The organism is Flavobacterium sp. NG2 (genome assembly GCF_034119845.1).
Classification (GTDB): Bacteria; Bacteroidota; Bacteroidia; order Flavobacteriales; family Flavobacteriaceae; genus Flavobacterium.
Genome location: NZ_CP139420.1, coordinates 678,953 through 698,565, shown reverse-complemented (window position 1 = coordinate 698,565; position 19,613 = coordinate 678,953). Strand labels below are relative to the sequence as shown.

Below are 19,613 nucleotides of genomic sequence, written 5' to 3'. Positions count from 1 at the left end.
TACCCACTTTCGGTGATTTTTTTAAGCAAAAACCTGTCTTCCGATAGCTAGGGTTATCAAAGTATTTCGCTAAGCAAACAAAGGGATTTTTTAGATTTATTGAATTTCTTTAATCTGTGTTCCGAAATTCATTGTGAAGATTGTCAAAGTTTTGCAATGCAATCAATGATGTTTTTTATTAAGAATTTATGTGGGTTGTTTTATAATATTGATGGAAAAGCAAAAAAAATCCCGCCAAAAGACGGGATTTGAAATTAAAAGTTTCTCTTAGTTAATGATTTTTTGGCTATAAGTTTGACCGTTTTCAAGACTTACTTTTACTATTAAAACTTGTTCAGTAGAATTTAAATTATCAACGATTACTTCTGAATTATTTATTTTAGACTTCTCCAAAATCAATTTTCCAGAAATATCAAAAAGTTGCACTTTGTTAATTAATCCAACTGATGATAGTACTGTGATTTGTTCATTTTTTTGAAAAATTACAATTCCATTTTCTGTAGCGGTATAATCATTTGTTCCTAAAGTTGCTTTGTCAAGGTAGCTTACAGCAAAACGATCGTTGAAAGTTCCTTTTTGAGTCGTAAATGTATAGGCTCCATTCTTTAGGTTATGAGTGGTATTTGTTAGTTTGTCTTCTAAATAAACTGTCATTGTACTCAATAAACCATCTGTTTTATCAATTGAGATAGTAAATTCTCCTGCAATGGTGGAACGGTATCCAATAGGTACAATATCAGTTTGTTGAATAGGTAAGGCTCTACCTTGAATGGTTAAAAGATTCTTGTTGTTGATACTGTAAAAATCTATATAGCTATTTCCGTCATAACTAATTCCATCATATCCTCTGTCATAATCATTGGTTGCCCCTGTTATGTATCCTATTAACATTTGTTTGTATGCCCCTTGGGAATTGGATAGATTTAACCAAATTCGGTTTTTTTCTATTTTGTTAGTTGTGGTTGTTTTTGCCGTTTTTGAACCTGACGCTGGTCTGAAAAAGTTTGAGTTGTCAAGGGTTTCTCCGCTTGTAGCTAACCTCATACTATTGTTGAAAGTGGCAGTTCCACCACTTCCATTACCATCAGCAAAAAAACCTTGACCAGCAGCAATTGTACCAGATGTTCCTCCAGTACCTCCTGTTAAATTGTAGGTAGAATAATCATCTGATGTGTAGGCATATTTTCCAGAACCAGCTTTATTAGGATCAATTCCTGTTGCTAATTGAATGGCACTAGCATGTGTCCAAAAGTATAATGTACCTTCGAGAACACTGCTGTTGGCAGTTAAAAAAGCATCAGCATCAATTGCTGAAGGATAGGGATTTCCAATAAGATTTGATTTTCCAATTCCAGCTACTCCAATTCCAATAATACCATTATTTGGTTTTCCATTAAATGAGGCCGTTTGGCTAAATTTGGAACCAGTTGTTAATCCAGTACCTGAACCTCTAACAATATATCCTTTACTTGGAGACATTGTACTGCCAGCAGATTCCTTTACCCATGAATTGCCTGAAGCATTAAAGGAATAATATAAAGTTCCAGTTTGAATTCCTCCTAAAGTAAATCCAGACACAGGTGATGACCAATATACATAATCCGTATTTAATATTAAAGGTGTTGTTCTTTGGTATGTTATATTTCCAGAATTGATAGCATTGTCATTGATTTGAACTAAGCTGGCGTTGTTTTGAAATGTTAGAGTTCCTGGGCCTAATACATCTACTTCATTAGTTATTGTCATAGTACCACCTGATCCTATAACAACATTTGCTCCTCCTGTAATCTTACAAGAACAACCCTTGATATCTGCACTAGAATTATAATCATGTGTGAATTTTAATTCTTGAGTAAAATCAGGAGTTCCTGCAGTCCAAGAACTTCCATCCCAAGTATTAGTTAAAGCTGGATTAATAACAACATTTACCGTTGTCGAACTACAACTTCCATTAGAAATAGCAAAATTATAATTTCCAGCTGCCAATGTTGCTATTGTTTGTGATCCTCCACCTGTAATGGCGTAATTAGCATTCGTATCTCCTGTTTGAACAATATTTCCTGTAGATGGCAAACCATTCAATTGTACACTTCCTGTAGATATAACGCAAGTAGGATGGGTTATAGTTCCAACTGTTGGAATTGAGGGAGTTTCTGGCTGGTTGTTAATTGTGAAATTAGTGGCTAAGGAAGTACAGGTTGAATTATTTGTTGTTATAGAATAAGTACCTGAAGGTGCTGTTACTAACGCTCCTGATCTAGTAACTCCGTTTGAAGGAGAAATTGTATAACTATATGACGCATTATAATTTGTAATTGTAAAGCTACCAGTTGTTGTAGTACAAGTTGGTTGAGAGATGGTACCAATTGAAGGTGCAGAAAAGGACAATGTAGCAATACTCATAGTGCTTGAATTTTCACTTGTTCCACAGCTAGAATTTAGCGCTCTTACTCTGTAGTAATATGTCGTTGAAGGATTAAGCCCTGTTATGGAACGGGATGTTGTATTTCCTACGTCTAAATTGTTGTACCCACTTACAAAATTTGTAAATGCATTGTCAGTTGCCACATCTAGAAAATATTTGGTAGTATTAGAGGCTGAATTCCATTGTGCATTAAAGCTACTACATGTTGCGTTATTAGCAGTGCCAGTAGGAGGAGTAGCTATTGACAATGTAGAAATATTCATAGTACCCGAATTTTCACTTGTTCCACAGCTAGAATTTAGTGCTCTTACTCTGTAATAATATGTCGTAGAAGGATTAAGCCCAGTCACTGAACGGGATGTTGTATTTCCTACGTCTAAATTGTTATATCCACTTACAAAATTTGTAAAAGCCATATCAGTTGCCACATCTAAAAAATATTTGGTAGTGTTAGAAGCTGAATTCCATTGTGCATTAAAGCTACTACATGTTGCGTTATTAGCAGTGCCAGTAGGAGGAGTAGCTATTGACAATGTAGAAATATTCATAGTACCCGAATTTTCACTTGTTCCACAGCTAGAATTTAGTGCTCTTACTCTGTAATAATATGTCGTAGAAGGATTAAGCCCAGTCACTGAACGGGATGTTGTATTTCCTACGTCTAAATTGTTATATCCACTTACAAAATTTGTAAAAGCCATATCAGTTGCCACATCTAAAAAATATTTGGTAGTGTTAGAAGCTGAATTCCATTGTGCATTGAAGCTACTGCATGTTGAGTTATTAGCAGTGCTAGTAGTAGGAATAGCAATTGCTAAAGTGGCAATATTCATAGTACCCGAATTTTCACTTGTTCCACAGCTAGAATTTAGTGCTCTTACTCTGTAATAATATGTTGTAGAAGGATTAAGTCCTGTTACTGAATGGGATGTTGTATTTCCCACGTCTAAATTACTATATCCGCTTACAAGATTTGTGAATGCATTATCTGTTGCTACATCTAAAAAATATTTGGTGGTGTTAGTTGCTGAATTCCATTTTGCATTAAAACTACTACATGTTGCGTTATCTGGAGTTCCTGTTGCTGGAATTGCAATAGTCAAAGTCGAAATATTTATTGTTCCAGAATTTCCAGAATTTCCACAATTAGAATTGTTTGCCCTTACTCTGTAATAGTATGTGGTAGATGGGTTTAGTCCTGTTACTGAGCGAGATGTAGTGTTGCCGACATCTAAATTACTATATCCGCTTACAAGATTTGTGAATGCATTATCAGTTGCCACATCTAGAAAATATTTGGTGGTGTTAGTTGCTGAATTCCATTTAGCATTGAAGCTGCTACATGTTACATTATCAGGACTTAAAGTAGACGGTATAGAGGCTAAAGAATTAACAGTGACTGTAATTGAAGCACAACTAGTATTATTACAAATGCCTTCATATCTTACAAAATAAGTTGTATTAGTGGTTGGAGAAACGGTAATGCTGTTTCCCGTTCCTACTAAAGTTCCGTTACATACCCCAGAGTACCATTTAGCACTAGCGTTTGTTCCCGCAGTTCCTCCACTCAAAGTTAAAGTTGTAGAGTTGCCATTACAAATGGTTGTTGTTCCTGAGATACTTGTTGGTGCTACCGATGGTTGATTTACAATTACCGTCACAGTATTAGAATTTACTGGAGGACATCCACCACTAGTTACTACCGCGCGATAATATCGAGTTGCAGTCAAAGAACCCATTTGAGCACTACTTAAAGTTGAAGATGTTGCTCCTGAGATATTAGTAAAAGAACTACTATCTGTAGAAGATTGCCATTGTATTGTCCCAGTATTTCCTGATAAAGTAATATTCGAAGGCGTGCTTCCATTGCAAATGGATTGGTTTGATGAAGCTGTTCCTGCAACAGTAGTAGGGTCAATAGATAATGTAATGTAATTAGAGTTTTTTGTGCATCCGCTCACAGTTACTTTTACTCTATATTTGTTTCCAGCCATAGCGGCAGTTACATTATTAAGAGATAAAGTAGAAGTGGTTTGACCAGATATATTATTCCAACCTGAAGACCCACTATTAAGTTGCCATTGATATGAAGGTGAACTTCCACTTGATGAAATTGTAACGGTAACGTTTCCTCCAACACATGTTGATATATTTGAACTAGGATCAGTTATTGTAAAAGATGCACAGGTTGAACCATAAATAATTGTGTTTACTAAATTTATTAATGTAGCTCCTTCAGAACTTGGAAGTTGATCGCCTGGAGTAACATTGTTGTTAATGGATGTGGGTGTGATTGAAACAGTAGCATTTGGATTTACGGCATAAATTTGTCCTTCTCCTGTACCTCCTGTTAAGGCAATATCTCCAATAATATTTCCTCCAACAATTACATTTCCTTGTTTTTGCAATTCTGAAGTTGCAGGGCTTAATAAATCTCCTGTAATTATAATATCGCTTTTCCAAAAATCAGTCGTGCCATTGTTGTTGTAGTTTCCAAATACAACTAACAATGCAGAACTTCCTCCTGTTGGCATTTGAAATTTCCCGCCTGAATTAACGATAAAATTTCCCCATGATGGATTGCTTCCCACATATAATGATTCACCATCATTAATGTTTAAAGTGCCACTGATATTAATGCTTTGGGCTACAGCATTTATGTTAATTGTAGCAGTTTTTCCAGAAGGAATTATTACATCATCGTTTGCTGAAGGTACACCTGAAGGACTCCAGTTGGTAGCCGTATTCCAATTTCCGTTATTAGAAGTAAAAGTTTTAGTTACTCCATAACATATGTTTTGAATTATGAACAATAAAAAAACAAAAAATGTTTTTTTAAAAGAGGTGTTGAAAAGAAAAACGCTATAGTCAGTAAAAATTCGCCTCATAAAAAATATTGATTTCGTGGTAAATCGTATTGTATTTTTCAATTTTTAATAAAAAAATGTGAAATTTGGTGCAAGATTAGCGGTATTTTATAAAATAAAAAATTAAAGCCGTTTATGTGCGGATTTTGCCGATAAAATGCATATTTTTTTAAATTGGTTAACCGCCTATTTTATTGGGTTTTTTGATTTTTTCATGTGTATAATTACTATCTTTTGTGTTTTGAAATTTGATTTGAAGTTTTATTTAATATTTACGTTAAAAAAGATGATACGGTTTTATGAAAATGAAAGATTAGTTATTTTTTTAGGTAGTTTTTGATTTGTTTAAAATGGTTAGTTTATTGTAAATATTAATGTTTAAATTTCGCTTCTCTTATGAAAGATATATACACCATTAAAGAAGCGCTCCAAAAAATAGAGCATTACTGTGCTTATCAAGATCGTTGCCATGAAGAAGTAATCTCTAAATTGCGCGAAATGAAAATGGAGGCGAACGAAATCGACCAAATTATCAGTCAGTTAATAACCGATAATTTCCTGAACGAAGAGCGTTTTGCACGCAGTTTTGCAAGAGGGAAACACCGCATCAAACATTGGGGTAAAATCCGTATTACCAACGAATTAAAACTTCGAAAAATAAATCAAACGCTAATCAATATTGCTTTAAAAGAAATCACTCCTGAGGAATATGAGGAGAATTTCAACACCTTCACACTCAAACATTGGGACTCGTTAACCGAAACCAATCAGATGAAAAAACGGAAAAAGTTTTGCGATTATTTTTTAAGAAGAGGGTTTGAAAGCTTCTTGATTTACGATAGAATGAAAGAGCTAGAAGGGAGTTAACAGCAACGGTGTTATAAAAAAGTTTAACCACAAAGAACACAAAGGAGGCACAAAGGTTCACAAAGTTTTTTACCGTTAAGACGTTAAGGCACTAAGAGTTTTTTTAGCCTAAAGGTGATAAATCTGTTTTTATCCGCGTTGTAGCTTTAGCCAACCGTAATATCTGCGTCCAATATCAAACAAAGCAATTCAAAGATTTTTTAAAATTTCTTTAATTTCTATTATCTGTGTTCCAAAAAAAATTAAATAGTCAACAATACGCTAACGGCATTCCCACCAAAACCTACTGCATTTACCAGTACTTTACGAATCATTCTCCCCGTTTCCTGCGTTTTTGCAAAAGGTACAGCAACAAACGTATTCTGTTGTATCATCATAATAGCCAACTCAATACTCAACATGCCCGAAGTGCCAAAAGTATGTCCGATTTTCCATTTATTTGAAGTCAGTAAGGGTAGGCTTTCGCCAAACACTTTTTCAATCGCTTTGTACTCTGTCAAGTCACCTTTGACTGTTCCAGGCGCGTGCATCACAATCGCGTCAACGGTAGCCAAATCAGTATCTTTCAAAGCCATTATCATCGATTTTTGAAAACAAACCGCTTCAGCCGAAATAGAAATATTGTGTTCTAAAATTTCGGTAGCATACCCAATACATTCTACATACGCCAGTGCATTTTCTTTTTCACCCAACTCTAAACAACAAACAGACGCCCCTTCGCCCAAAATCATCGTACTTCGTTTTTTATCTAAATCTAGGGAACGATTCGGGTATTCATCATCCAGTTGCGAATAGATTTTTAAGGCGCGCATTTGTCCAATCGTAAAATCGGTTAAAGGCGCTTCACTGCCACCCACTAAAAATTGTTCAGCCATACCAGCGCGTAACCAAGCCACCCCGTTTAATAACGAATGCAAAGCCGTAGAGCAAGTGATAGAATGCGAAATCTCAGGTCCTGAAGTCTGTAAATCATGTGCTACCCAAGACGAAATATTACCTAAAGTAGTAGTCGGAGAAGCCAAAGTTTGCGCTTTCCCCGTTTCCAGATAATCTTTGTAATGTTTCTCAAACAACTCCGTCGCCCCACGAGAAGAACCAATATTAATCCCGAAAGCCGACCCTTTTTTCCATCCAGCTTGCGCCATCGCTTTTCGGGAAGCCGCCATCGCAAGTAAAACACTTTTGTCAAGTGATTTATATTTTACATCGGACAATCGTAATTCCTCTAACAACAAAGTGTCATCAGCTGAAATTGCACCAACAATAGTTTCTTGATGATCCAAAAACTGTTTCGAAAAACAATTTGCAGTATTCAAATAGTTGTTCCAAATCAACTCAGGTTGAGATCCCAAAGGTGATACAGAAGCAAGGGCGGTAATCGCTATTTTTTGTGACAAAATAATAGTTGTTTAATGAGTAAAACTAACAATTTAATAGAGTTAGAAAAAAAACTAACCATTAAGAGATTAAGAAAATTAAGGAGTAGCTTAATGAAGCTTAATCTCTTAATGGTTTAAAATAGGAATCTATATGTTTGAAAAATCTTAAATGATTTCTAATGCATTTTCAATAACGTGATATACTTTGTTCAGTTGTTGATCAGTCATCACATACGGAGGCAAAACATACACAATATTCCCAACCGGTCGCAGTATCACACCGTTTTCAATAAAGAAATCATATAACAAGTTACGCATCGATCCGTAATAACTTTCTTGACTGTCCGTTTTGATTTCGATTGCCAAAATCACACCCAGAACCCGAGTCGTTTTGACTTTGTGATGCTGTTTCATTTTGGCTTCAAAAACCAAATGATTGGCGTGCACTCGTTTCAAATTCTCCTGCATTTCTTCAGATTGGAGTAATTCCAAACTCGCCAGTGCCGCAGCACAACCCGTAGGATTCGCTGTAAAAGTATGTCCGTGAAACAAGGCTTTGTTGATGTCATCATCGTAAAAACAATCAAAAATCTCTTGTGTAAAACTCGTAATCGCCATCGGGATGGTTCCGCCTGTCAAAGCTTTCGATATACACATCATATCCGGTTGTTGTTCCAAATAGTCACAAGCAAAATTACGTCCCGTTTTTCCAAAACCCGTCATCACTTCATCTGCAATTGTAAATACTTCATTAGCTTTACAAATCGCCATCAATTGGTCTAGGATTTCAGGAGCATACATCACCATTCCCGCAGCACCTTGCACTAAAGGTTCAAAAATAAAAGCCGCACATTCATTCGTTGCCGCTAATTTTTCTAAAGCTTCAATACTTTTGGCTTCATTTCCAGCCGTAGGTACCGGAATCCGAACCACTTCAATCAACGAATCTTTAAACGCTTCCGTAAAAAACGAAATTCCACTGGCCGCCATCGCTCCAAAAGTATCCCCATGAAAGGCATCTTCAAAAGCAATGATTTTGGTTTTCTTGATTCCTTGGTTAAAAAAATATTGCATGCTTACTTTGATTGCAATCTCTACCGAGGTTGAACCGTTGTCAGAGTAAAAAAGTTTCTGCTGATTATTAGGCAATATTTCGATGAGTTTTTCCGAAAGCACCACTGCTGGTTCGTGGGTAAATCCACCAAAAAGCACATGTTCAAGTGTGGTCAATTGTTTGTAAATCGCGTCAGCAATAAAGCGGTTGGCGTGTCCAAAAGGATTTACCCACCAGGATGCAATCGCATCAATATATTCTTTTCCATCCTCGTCCCACAATAACGCGCCTTCTCCACGAGCAATCGCAATAGGCGTTCGCGAAGTTTTATGTTGTGTATAAGGATGCCAATTGTGTTTTAAATTTCGTGCTGCTAAAGTCATAAGTATAAACTATGCCGCAAAGATACACAGTCCCCATAAAACAGCCGACTCTTTTAACAGGAATATCTCTTTGGGCGTGCCACCACTAGCAAAGGGGCTTACTTTCCTTTGCGTTGATACAGCCCCTTTGCTACTGCTGTCGGGCTTTCCGCGCTACTTTGGTAGCCAGCTTCAATCCCTCACGCGGGACTCAGGACAACATCAAGTGCCGATTTATAAATTCACGTTTTTATTAGCCCACGGATGTTGCATATTTACTCGGATGCAATATGAAATTTTATTTTCCGCAATTTTGAGGTTTGCCTTTTAATAAAGATTAGCTCTTAATAAAAATCGGTGTTAATCGTTAAATCAGTGTGCCATTTTATTGCAATCCCAAAAGCTTTTCTCTAAAACGTTCCGCATATTCCTTGATGACATTTTTATCAAAATAAGGTTCTTGCTCAATCCGACCTAGGTAGTTAACACCTGTTTTGTTTAAAATAATCGTTTCGGTCGCTAGGTTTTCATCTCCGCTAAAAACAATTCCAGCAATCTCAATTTTTCTGTTTTGTAAAGCCTCAATAGTCAATAAGGTATGGTTGATGCTTCCTAAATAATGTCTAGAAACTACCACCACTTTATAATCCGGCTGAATCAAATCAATCACCATGTCCGTAGAATTGAAAGGAACGAAAATACCGCCCGCGCCTTCAATAACAAGGTGTTCGTTAGTGTATTCTGGTAATTTTATTTGGTTGATATCAATGGTGATTCCATCGAGTTCTGCTGCCAAATGTGGGCTTGCAGGTGTGTTCAAAGCATAACTGTTCTTATGAAAAACCGATTTCTCATTCGATACATACGACCGTACTTTATGCGTATCTGAGTTTTCTAAATCGCCGGCCTGAACGGGTTTCCAATAATCAGCTTCGAGAGCTTCGGTGATAATTGCAGAGGCAACTGTTTTGCCTACATCAGTAGATATTCCTGTTATAAATAATTTCATAGTAATGGGCCGCAGATCATACGGATTTAACCGATTATCACGGATTTTTTTTATTAATTTTTCTGTCGTTTGTGTATAGAATGCGTTTGAATTCGGGATTTTCTCCAAAATTTAAAACGAGACCTACCTCAATTTCTGTTGCTTTTAGGTAATTCATGATTTGTGCAATATGAGCACTCATCAAAAGTTCGCAAGCTTTTAATTCTACAATTACTTTATCTTCTACTAGTAAATCAGCATAATACTCACCAACTAGTTGATTTTTGAAATAGACTTTTATTGGTTTTTGAGCTTCCACTTTTAATCCAAGTGACTTTAATTCAAAATACATAGCATTTTGATACACTTTTTCTAAAAAGCCATATCCTAATTGATTGTAAACGTCAAAGTAGACTTTTAATATTAAGTCAGTTAAAGCTTTGTGAAGTAGGTTTGACATAAAACATCAGTATTGGTAGTGAACTGAGCTAAAATACAAAAAATACTTATGAATAGATTTAAGTGAAATATTTTTTTATTAGAGATAATACGATTATTTAACCATAAGAAAATAAAATTATCAGTGTCTATCAGTAAAATCCGTTTAATCTGTGGGCTACAAAAAAACCAACGATCCTAATGTATTCAATAGCTCCGTTATTTCCTCTTCGGTATTGTAGCTATGTAAGCAAAACCGCAATCGTTCTTGTCCTTCGGGAACGGTAGGGGAAAGTATGGCTTTTACATCAAAACCTTTTTCTTGTAATTGACTCGCTATGTTTTTTACTTTTTCGTTTCCTGGAATGATAGCGCATTGTATCGCCGATTTGGAACGAACAAACATAGGTTGTAATCCTGCTAACTTCTTTTGTTGGTTGAAAACGGTGATGTTGTTTCGTAATTTCTCAATCGACTGAGATTGCGTTTCTAAGTTTTTATAAGCTATTCCTATCGTTGCAACTGCATGTGGGCTCAATCCTGTGGTATAGATAAAACTACGGGCAAAATTGACTAGATAGGTTTTCAAGTCGGTTGTGCCTAAAACTGCGGCTCCGTGACAACCAAGACCTTTTCCAAAAGTCATGATGCGGGCAAATACTTTGTCTTGTAGTTCTAAATATTGTACTAAGCCTTCTCCTTTGTCTCCAAAAACGCCTAATGCATGGGCTTCGTCTATTACTAAATGACAATTGTACTTTTCAGTCAGTGTGGTCAATTCTTCAAGGTTTGGTGTGTCGCCGTCCATGGAGAAAATACTTTCGGTAACAATATAGACTTCGACAAGCTCAGTCTGACATCGTTGTATGAGTCGCTCTAAATCTTCAAAGTCGTTATGGGTGTATTTATAGGCTTTAGCATTTGATAATTGGATTCCGTCGCGGATGGAAGCGTGACAAAGTTCGTCATAGAAAATAAAATCTCCTTTTTGAGGAACGGAACTAAAAAAACCAACATTGGCATCATAACCTGAATTAAAAACCAAAGCCGATTCTGTTTGATGAAAACAGGCAATTTCGTTTTCGACTACAGTGTAAACAGGGTGGTTTCCCGAAATTAATCGAGAACCCGTGGCACCGTTTTGATTCCACTGATGGTGGAGTAAGTATTCATGGGTTTCATCGAAAATGGCTTGTGATTTTGAGAATCCTATATAATCATTAGATGAAAAGTCAATAGGTGAGCGTGTGCTTCCTAATTGCCTTAAGGAGTTGGATTGTATTCTTTTTTCCAGTTTGGCTACAAGTTGCGGCGGAATTCTTTTCATGCTTCAAAGGTAGTATGATTTTGGATAAAAATTTAATGCTTTAAAAATTTTTGGACACAGATAAAAAGAAATGGTTTTAAGACTTTAACAATAGTGTTGCTAACTTGGTGAAGCGACCAGAATATACGATTTAAAAAGCCACGAATTCACGAATTAAATTTCGTAATTCGTGGCTATTATTTATTCAACTCAAAAGAGAAGTTAAATAGAATTGAAAAATTCTCTCGAATTATTTTCTATTTCGGTGAAATGAAAATCTGTGTAAAAATATAAGCACGCAGATTTGGCAGTTTTTCGCGGATACTGATTTTGATTTTTTGTCGAGTTAAAAATAGCAGCGTTGTTGTGATAATTAAAATCGTTATTGGAGCTACAACTGCCCTAGCCCTGATAGAAGTGGAAATCCTTGTGGCGGCAGGCGTTAAGCCGCCACAAGATTGAAACGTATAGCAGGAATAGCTCCTAAAAAACAATACTCTAATTTGAAATTTAGGCATAAAAAAAAGACTGTCTTTGTGGGACAGTCTTTTAGTTTTATTTGAAAAAATATTATTTTTTCTTTCCTTTTGCAGGTCCTGCTTTTGCAGCTTTTGCAGCTTCTTGAGCCGCTTTCATAGCCGCACGAGAAATCTTCACTTGACAGATAACAGTGTTGTCTGGGTGCATGATTTTAAAGTTTGGAGTAGGAACTTTAGTAATGTATAATTTGTTACCCATATCCAATGGAGTAATGTCAGCTTCAACGAAATCTGGAAGATTTGCTGGTAACGCTCTTACTTTTAATTTACGGTTGTTCATACGTAAATCTCCACCTGCCATAACACCTTTTGATTTTCCAGTTACTTTTACTGGAACTTCAATAGTGATTTCTTTGTTATCAAAGATTTGAAAGAAATCAATGTGTAAAATTTTGTCAGACACTGGGTGAACCTGAATGTCTTGTAAAATTGCATTGAAAGATTTTCCATTTCCAAGATCGATCACAACTGTGTGTGCGTTTGGAGTGTAAATCAATGATTTGAATGCTTTTTCTTCTGCAGAAAAGTGCACTGGTTGATCTCCTCCGTATAAAACGCAAGGAACCGCTCCAGCATTACGTAAGGCTTTAGTAGCAACTTTGCCCACGCTTTCTCTTTCTGATCCTTTAATTGTAATCGACTTCATTTTTGTATATATAATTATTAATAATTCTTGTTTGTGCTTAAAGTGTTTGACGACTTTAAGTCTTTTTTACATCAAAAACTTCCCGCTAATCGAGTTGTTGTGTTGTACCATATGCATTACTTCTGCAAAAAGAGGCGCGCAACTTACGGCTTTGATTTTCTTAGATTCTTTTTTCAACGGAATTGAATCAGTTACGATTAATTCGCTTAATTGAGAGTTTTCGATTTTTTCGTAAGCAGCACCTGATAAGATAGCATGAGTACAAATTGCTCTTACGCTCAATGCTCCTTTTTCGATCATCAAATCAGCAGCTTTTGCTAATGTTCCTCCTGTGTCGATCATATCGTCTACTAGGATTACATTTTTTCCTTTTACTTCACCGATTAGCTCCATTGTCTCGATAACATTGGCAGCTTTACGTTGTTTGTAGCAAATTACGACTTCTGAATTTAAAAATTTAGAATAGGCATATGCTCTTTTAGAACCACCCATATCAGGTGAAGCAATCATAAGATTGTCTAATTTTAAGCTTTTAATATAAGGAAGGAAAATAGTTGAAGCAAATAAATGGTCTACTGGTTTTTCAAAGAATCCTTGGATTTGATCTGCGTGCAAGTCCATAGTCATGATGCGAGTAGCTCCAGCAGTCTCGAGCATTTTTGCTATCAATTTTGCTCCAATCGGAACTCTTGGTTTGTCTTTTCTGTCTTGTCTTGCCCAACCAAAGTAAGGGATAACAGCTGTAATATGTCTTGCTGATGCACGTTTTGCAGCGTCAATCATCAATAACAATTCCATTAAATTATCTGTAGAAGGGAAGGTAGAGCAAACTAGGAATACACGAAGTCCTCTGATAGACTCTTCAAAAGAAGGTTGGAATTCGCCATCACTATAATGTGACATAGTCATTTTTCCTAAAGGGATTCCGTACTCCTTAGCTATTTTTTCAGCTAGATAGACACTTTGTGAAGAAGAAAAGATTTTAGCTTCTGACTCTATGTGTGACATTTAATTTGTTGTTTTTGTTCCGTTGCTCTCATACAGATTCGCTATATTGTTTTTTATAGCTTATTATTTGTATTTACCTCGGATATAATTAGTTAGTGTCTCTTGTTTTAACGAGCTGCAAATTTATAAAAAATAATCAACTCTGAAAGGAAAAATTTAAGTATTTTTAGTTGGAGCTTTAAATATTTTTTATACATTTGCACCGTGTTAAAGGAATCGATGGTTGATTTACAATCTCCTCTTTTATTGCGTTGAGATAATTGTTATTATCTTTGTCTGCTAAGCCCGGATGGCGGAATTGGTAGACGCGCTGGTCTCAAACACCTGTGGGAAACCGTGCCGGTTCGACTCCGGCTCCGGGTACAAAAACCGCTTCGAAAGAAGCGGTTTTTTTTTGTTTTATATCTAAATTTGTTATTGCTGCTGTTGTTCTTGCTGCTGGTATAAATGGTCAATATAATCCAATTGTTCTTGTACTTCAGTTGAAACCTCTTGAAGTTGAACATCATTAATTTCTTCAAAATGCCTGCCGTCCTCGTAGCCAATAGAAACGCATACGGATAGGGTTTGCTTGGCTAATCCTTTAAAAGTTCCTTTTACAGGAGTGCAATCGGAAAAATTTAATCCTACAGAAAGTTTGACATGGTTGTCCATCGTCCAGATATTATTGGTTGGGTCAATCCCTAGCCAACCTTGTATAGGGGAGTAGATTTCTACCCAAGCGTGGGTGGCTCCTTCACCTCTCATGCCACTTTGATTTGGACAAATATAACCACTAACATAACGAGCGGGAATTCCTAGAGTTCGCATTAGTTGGAGTAGGAGATGTGCAAAATCTTGGCATACTCCTTTTTTTAATTCTAAAATTTCATCTAGTGTAGTGTTTATTGTGGTAATCCCTTTAGTATATGTAAAATGAGTGTAAATATATTCATTGCATTCTTGTGCTAATGTGATAATGGTTTTGTTTTCAGTTCCTATATTTTTTAATATCTGTTCAATTTCATCTTGTTTTTTGATGTCTTCGGGATAAGAAAATCTCGTTAAGCTGATGCTTTTTTCTTTTTCATTTATTAAATCTTTTACCGTTGCGTGATCAATCTCTGGGATTTTGAGGGAATGACTAACACGTACTAACATTCTGCTTTCTATGCACATTTCGGTATGGGCTTCAAGGGTGTTGAAATTCCCGACTCTATTACCATGATAATCTTCCGAAATGATTACTTCAGGATTGTTAGTGATTAAGAGTTGGTATTGTAGCACATCTTGATTTACAAAATGATGCGGAAATAAACGAATTTCGTTTATACTTTCCTTAATAGGCCAATTGTATTGATATTTAGTGATGTGAACGATTTTGAAAACTGCCATTGATTTTAGGTATAAGAAAAGAATAATTTAGAAAAGTCAGTCGAAAATGCATTCAATTGTAATTTAGTGTCTTCGAGTACGTGTTGCAATTGTTGATTGGTTAGATGATGATAATCCGTAAACTCCACGGCACTCTTGAGACGCCCAAAATGGTTGCGCATGGTTCGTGCTTCACTCAAATGATTGTCTTTAAATAAACAATTAAGACTCGTTTCAATTAGTCCCAAGGTGTAAATTACAGAATGAGCAAAATCTTTATTAAAGATAACTTGTTGAACTACTTTGCGGTTGTGTGGAATATTACTATAGCTTTTCATGTATAATTCATATCCTGATAATGAAAGCAGTAGTTTTCTCCAATAGAGGAAATCTTCGTCTCCTTCTAGGTTAAAATTTATGGGTTTATAATAGGCTTGTGTAAAAGTGATGGTTTGCAAACATCGTTCTAAGTTTTTTCCAATACTTGAAAAACACCAGCCTAAACCTCTAGGCATAGTCACGTGAAAAATTCCGTTATACAATAAGAAATCTTTGTTAAGTTTGGATAAAATACCAATGGCTTCCGCTGTTTCTAAGCGTTGTGGGAGTTCGGGAGCATTTATGTAATGATACATTGAGTTGATATGTTCCCAAAGTTCTTTGGTAATTTTATCCTGAGAACCTCTCGCATTTTCACGGGCTCGGGTAATTAGATTCTTTACTGAATTGACGTTTTTGGCATCGCAAATTATGTATTTCAGGACATAATTGGTATTGTATTGTACTTGGTTTATTTCCTCATCAGATAAATCAGTGTAATATTCTAATAAGGGTTTATAGCCTTGATGGTCATTTGTTTCTTGGTCAAATGACATAATATAAAGTGTATTGAGTGTGAGCAGCATTCCGTCTGTTCGTTCCATGTATCTATTGAGCCAATAGATGCCATCGGCCACTCGGCTGAGCATATTTACTTCCATAATAGTATCGTTTAAAGGTGAATGTCAATCAAAATTATTTCATAATCCAGGTGTCTTTACTACCGCCTCCTTGTGAAGAGTTGACGACTAAGGAGCCCTCAGTTAACGCCACTCGTGTGAGTCCGCCAGGGACGATTTCAACTCCTTTAGGACCACAAAGGGCGTAGGGACGTAAATCCACATGGCGTAATTTTAATTCACCATCAATAAAGCAAGGCACTGTGCTGAGTTGGATAATGGGCTGCGCAATGAAGTTACGAGGGTTGTCTATGATGGCAATTTTAGCAGCGTCAAGTTCTTCTTGGCTAGCTTTATTTCCCATAATCATTCCGTAACCACCACTTTGATTGGTTTCTTTGATGACCATGTTCTCCATATTAGCAAATACATGTTCGCGTTCTTCTTTATTCTCCATTTGATAGGTGGGGACATTTTTTAATATTGGTTCTTCGTTCAAATAATACTGAATCATTTGAGGAACATAAGCATAGACTGCTTTGTCATCGGCAACACCATTTCCTACGGCATTGACCAAGGCCACATTTCCAGCTTTATAAGCGCTGATAAGTCCTGGGATTCCAAGAGTACTATCGGGTTTAAAAACTAATGGGTCTAAATATTCATCGTCTAGTCTTCTGTAAATAACATCCACCTGATGCAAGCCAGAGGTGGTTTTCATATAAACTTTGTTATTGTTTACAACCAAATCACGTCCTTCCACTAATGGAATTCCCATTTGTCTAGCTAAAAAAGTATGTTCGTAATAAGCCGAGTTATAAATTCCGGGTGTCAGTAAGACGACATTGGGATTTGAAATGGCTCTTGGCGAAAGCGATACAAGGATGTTGTGAAAAATCATCGGATAATTCACGACCATGCTCACATTATTGCTTTTGAACATTTCGGGAAAAACTCGCTTGGTTATTTCGCGATTTTCAAGCATATAACTTACGCCACTGGGGCAACGTAAATTGTCTTCCAAGACATAAAATTCACCTTCGGCACCCCGAATCAAATCTATTCCAGCTATATGTACATGAATGTCGTGTGGTAATTTAATACCGTGAACTTCGGGGATATAATGCGGGCAAGAGGCAATTAAAGAGGCAGGGATAATTCCATCTTTAATAATTAATTGTGCGTTATAAATATCCTCCAAGAATAAGTTGAGGGCTTTTAATCGCTGAGCAATACCAGTTTCGACTTCTAGCCAATCTCTTTGTGTTATGATTCTAGGGATGATATCAAAAGGGAATATCCTTTCGATTCCTTCATCATTATCACTATAAACTGTAAAAGTGATTCCTTGATTCATGAAAATTTCCGAAGCTTGCTTTTGTTTTTGCGTAAGCTTTTCTAGGTTTAAACTTTCTAATGTTTGAAGTACTTGACGATATGGTTCTCTCACTCCTTCTTTAGAAAACATCTCATCCCATCCTTTCGGGTTTAAATTGGGTGTTAATTTTATCATACCCTTAATTATTAAAAATTTAAACAAATGTTGTTTTTAGTTATAAAATTATAGCTAATACACTAATTTACTTGTTTTTTTATTTCAAAAAACGGATTTTGTTGTTTATTTTATAATAATTATCACTTTGATTTTAAAACTAAACTTTTTTATAGATTCATGTTTTTCTTACCTTAATTTTTGCGATTTATTGATATTGCTAATTGTGTTAAATCCTTAAAACTGGTTAACCACTTTTAGGGTTCGCCTATTTTTTTAGTTATCTTTGCTTTAAATATATAGGAACACTCTCGATAGTGTGGTTCTATTTATAACTTAAAGTATCCAAGATAATGTCTGAAACTCAAAAATTTTACGCCTTTAATCCTTCGAATAACCAAAAATTAGAAGGAGAATTTTCAAATACAACTAAAGAAGCACTAAATGATGTGGTAGCACAAGCCGTTACTGCTTTTGATAGTTACCGAAAAAAAGATAAAAATAGTATTGCTGATTTTTTAGAAAAAATAGGAGAAGAAATTTTGAATCTAGGGGATGCTTTATTGGAAAGATGTCATCTTGAAACCGCTTTGCCAATGGCTAGGTTACAAGGGGAAAGAGGACGAACAGTAGGACAATTAAAACTTTTTGCTGATTTTGTACGCGAAGGTTCATGGGTTGATGCTAAAATTGAAACAGCACAGCCAGAGAGAAGTCCGCTGCCTAAATCAGACATTCGTCAAATGTTAGTGCCAATTGGACCAGTTGCGGTTTTTGGAGCGAGTAATTTTCCATTAGCGTTTTCAGTAGCAGGTGGTGATACAGCTTCGGCTTTGGCTGCTGGTTGTCCGGTTATTTTTAAAGGTCATCCAGCTCATCCTGGTACATCGGCGATGGTGGCGACTGCCTTTGAAAAGGCGATTGAAAAATGTGGTATGCCCAAAGGTACTTTTGCGTTGGTACAAGGAAATACAAATGAATTTGGAGCTAATTTAGTGCAACATTCAGCGATAAAAGCGGTTGGTTTTACGGGGTCATTTGCGGGAGGAAAAGCCTTATTTGATTTGGCGAATGCCAGACCAGAACCGATTCCTGTTTTTGCCGAAATGGGAAGTACAAATCCAGTATTTATTTTGCCAGAAATTTTAAAACAAAAAGGAAGAGTTATTGCAGCTGGGATGGCGGTTTCTATCGCTCAAGGAGTAGGGCAGTTTTGTACCAATCCAGGTTTGGCTTTTGTTGAAAAATCAGAAGCTACTTCTGTTTTTAGTACTACATTGGCACAAAAAATAAATGAAACAGCTGCTGGAACGATGTTGACTGCGGGAATTTCAAAAAATTATAATAAGAATATAGAAAATACTTTAGCTTTAGAAAATGTGTCTTTGCTTGCCAAAGGTCAGTCTTCGGATTTGAGTAATACGGCGCAGGCTACTGTTTTTAAGGTATCGATGCAAACGTATACTGAGAATGCAGTTTTAGCTGAAGAAAATTTTGGCCCTTCGCAAGTTTTGGTTGAAGCCAATACAAAAGCTGAGGTTCTAGAAGCAGCACGAAATTTAGAAGGGCATTTGACGGCGACTATTCATGGAACTCCTGCCGATTTTGAAAATTATAAAGAATTGTTTTCGATTTTGGAATTAAAAGTGGGTAGAATCTTAGTTAATGGTTTTCCTACAGGGGTTGAGGTTTGTCATGCCATGGTGCATGGTGGTCCTTATCCATCTACCACTGCTCCACAGACTACTTCAGTGGGAACTTTAGCAATTAAGAGATTTGTTCGTCCTGTTTGTTATCAAGATTATCCTTCGTTCTTGCTTCCTGAAGCTTTGAAAGATGAAAACCCTTATTCTATTTGGAGATTAGTGGATGGTGTTTTCACAAAATAAAAATTTATGTATACGGTGAAAATCGCAAATTAGTGTCATGCTAGTTTGCGATTTTTTTATGG

The 19,613-nt window shown here is 36.2% G+C and carries 13 protein-coding genes and 1 tRNA gene; 3 read left to right on the top strand and 11 right to left on the bottom strand.

Annotated features, from left to right (window positions below; all coding sequences use genetic code 11):
* Window positions 1-267 precede the first annotated feature (267 nt).
* A complete protein-coding gene (locus SLW70_RS02875; RefSeq protein WP_320890481.1) occupies window positions 268-5,313 on the bottom strand; it encodes a fibronectin type III domain-containing protein in 5,046 nt (1,681 codons plus the stop codon).
* A 375-nt stretch (window positions 5,314-5,688) separates the two neighbouring features.
* Between SLW70_RS02875 and SLW70_RS02870 the strand changes: the two genes are divergently transcribed.
* Window positions 5,689-6,159: a regulatory protein RecX gene (locus SLW70_RS02870; protein ID WP_320890479.1), complete on the top strand. Its 471-nt coding sequence runs from the start codon at window positions 5,689-5,691 to the stop codon at window positions 6,157-6,159.
* A gap of 242 nt (window positions 6,160-6,401) precedes the next feature.
* Here the strand turns inward: SLW70_RS02870 and SLW70_RS02865 are convergent, their stop codons facing one another.
* The 7 genes from SLW70_RS02865 to SLW70_RS02835 form a co-directional block, all read right to left on the bottom strand.
* Window positions 6,402-7,556 carry a beta-ketoacyl synthase N-terminal-like domain-containing protein gene (locus SLW70_RS02865; RefSeq protein ID WP_320890477.1) on the bottom strand — a complete coding sequence of 385 codons (1,155 nt, stop codon included), beginning with the start codon at window positions 7,554-7,556 and terminating at the stop codon, window positions 6,402-6,404.
* Window positions 7,557-7,703: 147 nt separating this feature from the next.
* Window positions 7,704-8,975, bottom strand: coding sequence for an adenosylmethionine--8-amino-7-oxononanoate transaminase (gene bioA / locus SLW70_RS02860; RefSeq protein WP_320890475.1), 1,272 nt, complete (start codon window positions 8,973-8,975; stop codon window positions 7,704-7,706).
* Between the two features lie 364 nt (window positions 8,976-9,339).
* Window positions 9,340-9,963: a dethiobiotin synthase gene (gene bioD, locus SLW70_RS02855; RefSeq protein ID WP_320890473.1), complete on the bottom strand. Its 624-nt coding sequence runs from the start codon at window positions 9,961-9,963 to the stop codon at window positions 9,340-9,342.
* A gap of 37 nt (window positions 9,964-10,000) precedes the next feature.
* On the bottom strand, window positions 10,001-10,402 hold the full coding sequence (locus SLW70_RS02850) for a GxxExxY protein (RefSeq protein WP_320890471.1): 402 nt from the start codon (window positions 10,400-10,402) through the stop codon (window positions 10,001-10,003).
* A gap of 156 nt (window positions 10,403-10,558) precedes the next feature.
* Window positions 10,559-11,707 (bottom strand): pyridoxal phosphate-dependent aminotransferase family protein, encoded by a 1,149-nt coding sequence (locus tag SLW70_RS02845; protein WP_320890470.1) that lies wholly within the window; start codon window positions 11,705-11,707, stop codon window positions 10,559-10,561.
* A gap of 549 nt (window positions 11,708-12,256) precedes the next feature.
* Window positions 12,257-12,871 carry a 50S ribosomal protein L25/general stress protein Ctc gene (locus tag SLW70_RS02840; protein ID WP_320890468.1) on the bottom strand — a complete coding sequence of 205 codons (615 nt, stop codon included), beginning with the start codon at window positions 12,869-12,871 and terminating at the stop codon, window positions 12,257-12,259.
* Window positions 12,872-12,937: 66 nt separating this feature from the next.
* Window positions 12,938-13,879: a ribose-phosphate pyrophosphokinase gene (locus SLW70_RS02835; protein WP_320890467.1), complete on the bottom strand. Its 942-nt coding sequence runs from the start codon at window positions 13,877-13,879 to the stop codon at window positions 12,938-12,940.
* Between the two features lie 283 nt (window positions 13,880-14,162).
* On the opposite strand from SLW70_RS02835, the gene SLW70_RS02830 reads away from it, so the two are divergent.
* Window positions 14,163-14,242: transfer RNA gene (locus SLW70_RS02830), tRNA-Leu, on the top strand.
* Window positions 14,243-14,293: 51 nt separating this feature from the next.
* Here the strand turns inward: SLW70_RS02830 and SLW70_RS02825 are convergent.
* The 3 genes from SLW70_RS02825 to SLW70_RS02815 are packed head-to-tail and all read right to left on the bottom strand — an operon-like array spanning window position 14,294 to window position 17,683.
* Entirely contained in the window at window positions 14,294-15,253 is a 960-nt protein-coding gene (locus SLW70_RS02825; protein WP_320890466.1) for a transglutaminase family protein, read from the bottom strand.
* Window positions 15,254-15,258: 5 nt separating this feature from the next.
* Window positions 15,259-16,212 carry an alpha-E domain-containing protein gene (locus tag SLW70_RS02820; RefSeq protein WP_320890465.1) on the bottom strand — a complete coding sequence of 318 codons (954 nt, stop codon included), beginning with the start codon at window positions 16,210-16,212 and terminating at the stop codon, window positions 15,259-15,261.
* A 34-nt stretch (window positions 16,213-16,246) separates the two neighbouring features.
* On the bottom strand, window positions 16,247-17,683 hold the full coding sequence (locus SLW70_RS02815) for a circularly permuted type 2 ATP-grasp protein (protein ID WP_320890464.1): 1,437 nt from the start codon (window positions 17,681-17,683) through the stop codon (window positions 16,247-16,249).
* A gap of 332 nt (window positions 17,684-18,015) precedes the next feature.
* Here SLW70_RS02815 and SLW70_RS02810 point away from each other — a divergent pair, with 332 nt between their 5' ends.
* Window positions 18,016-19,551: an aldehyde dehydrogenase (NADP(+)) gene (locus tag SLW70_RS02810; RefSeq protein ID WP_320890462.1), complete on the top strand. Its 1,536-nt coding sequence runs from the start codon at window positions 18,016-18,018 to the stop codon at window positions 19,549-19,551.
* Window positions 19,552-19,613 lie beyond the last annotated feature (62 nt).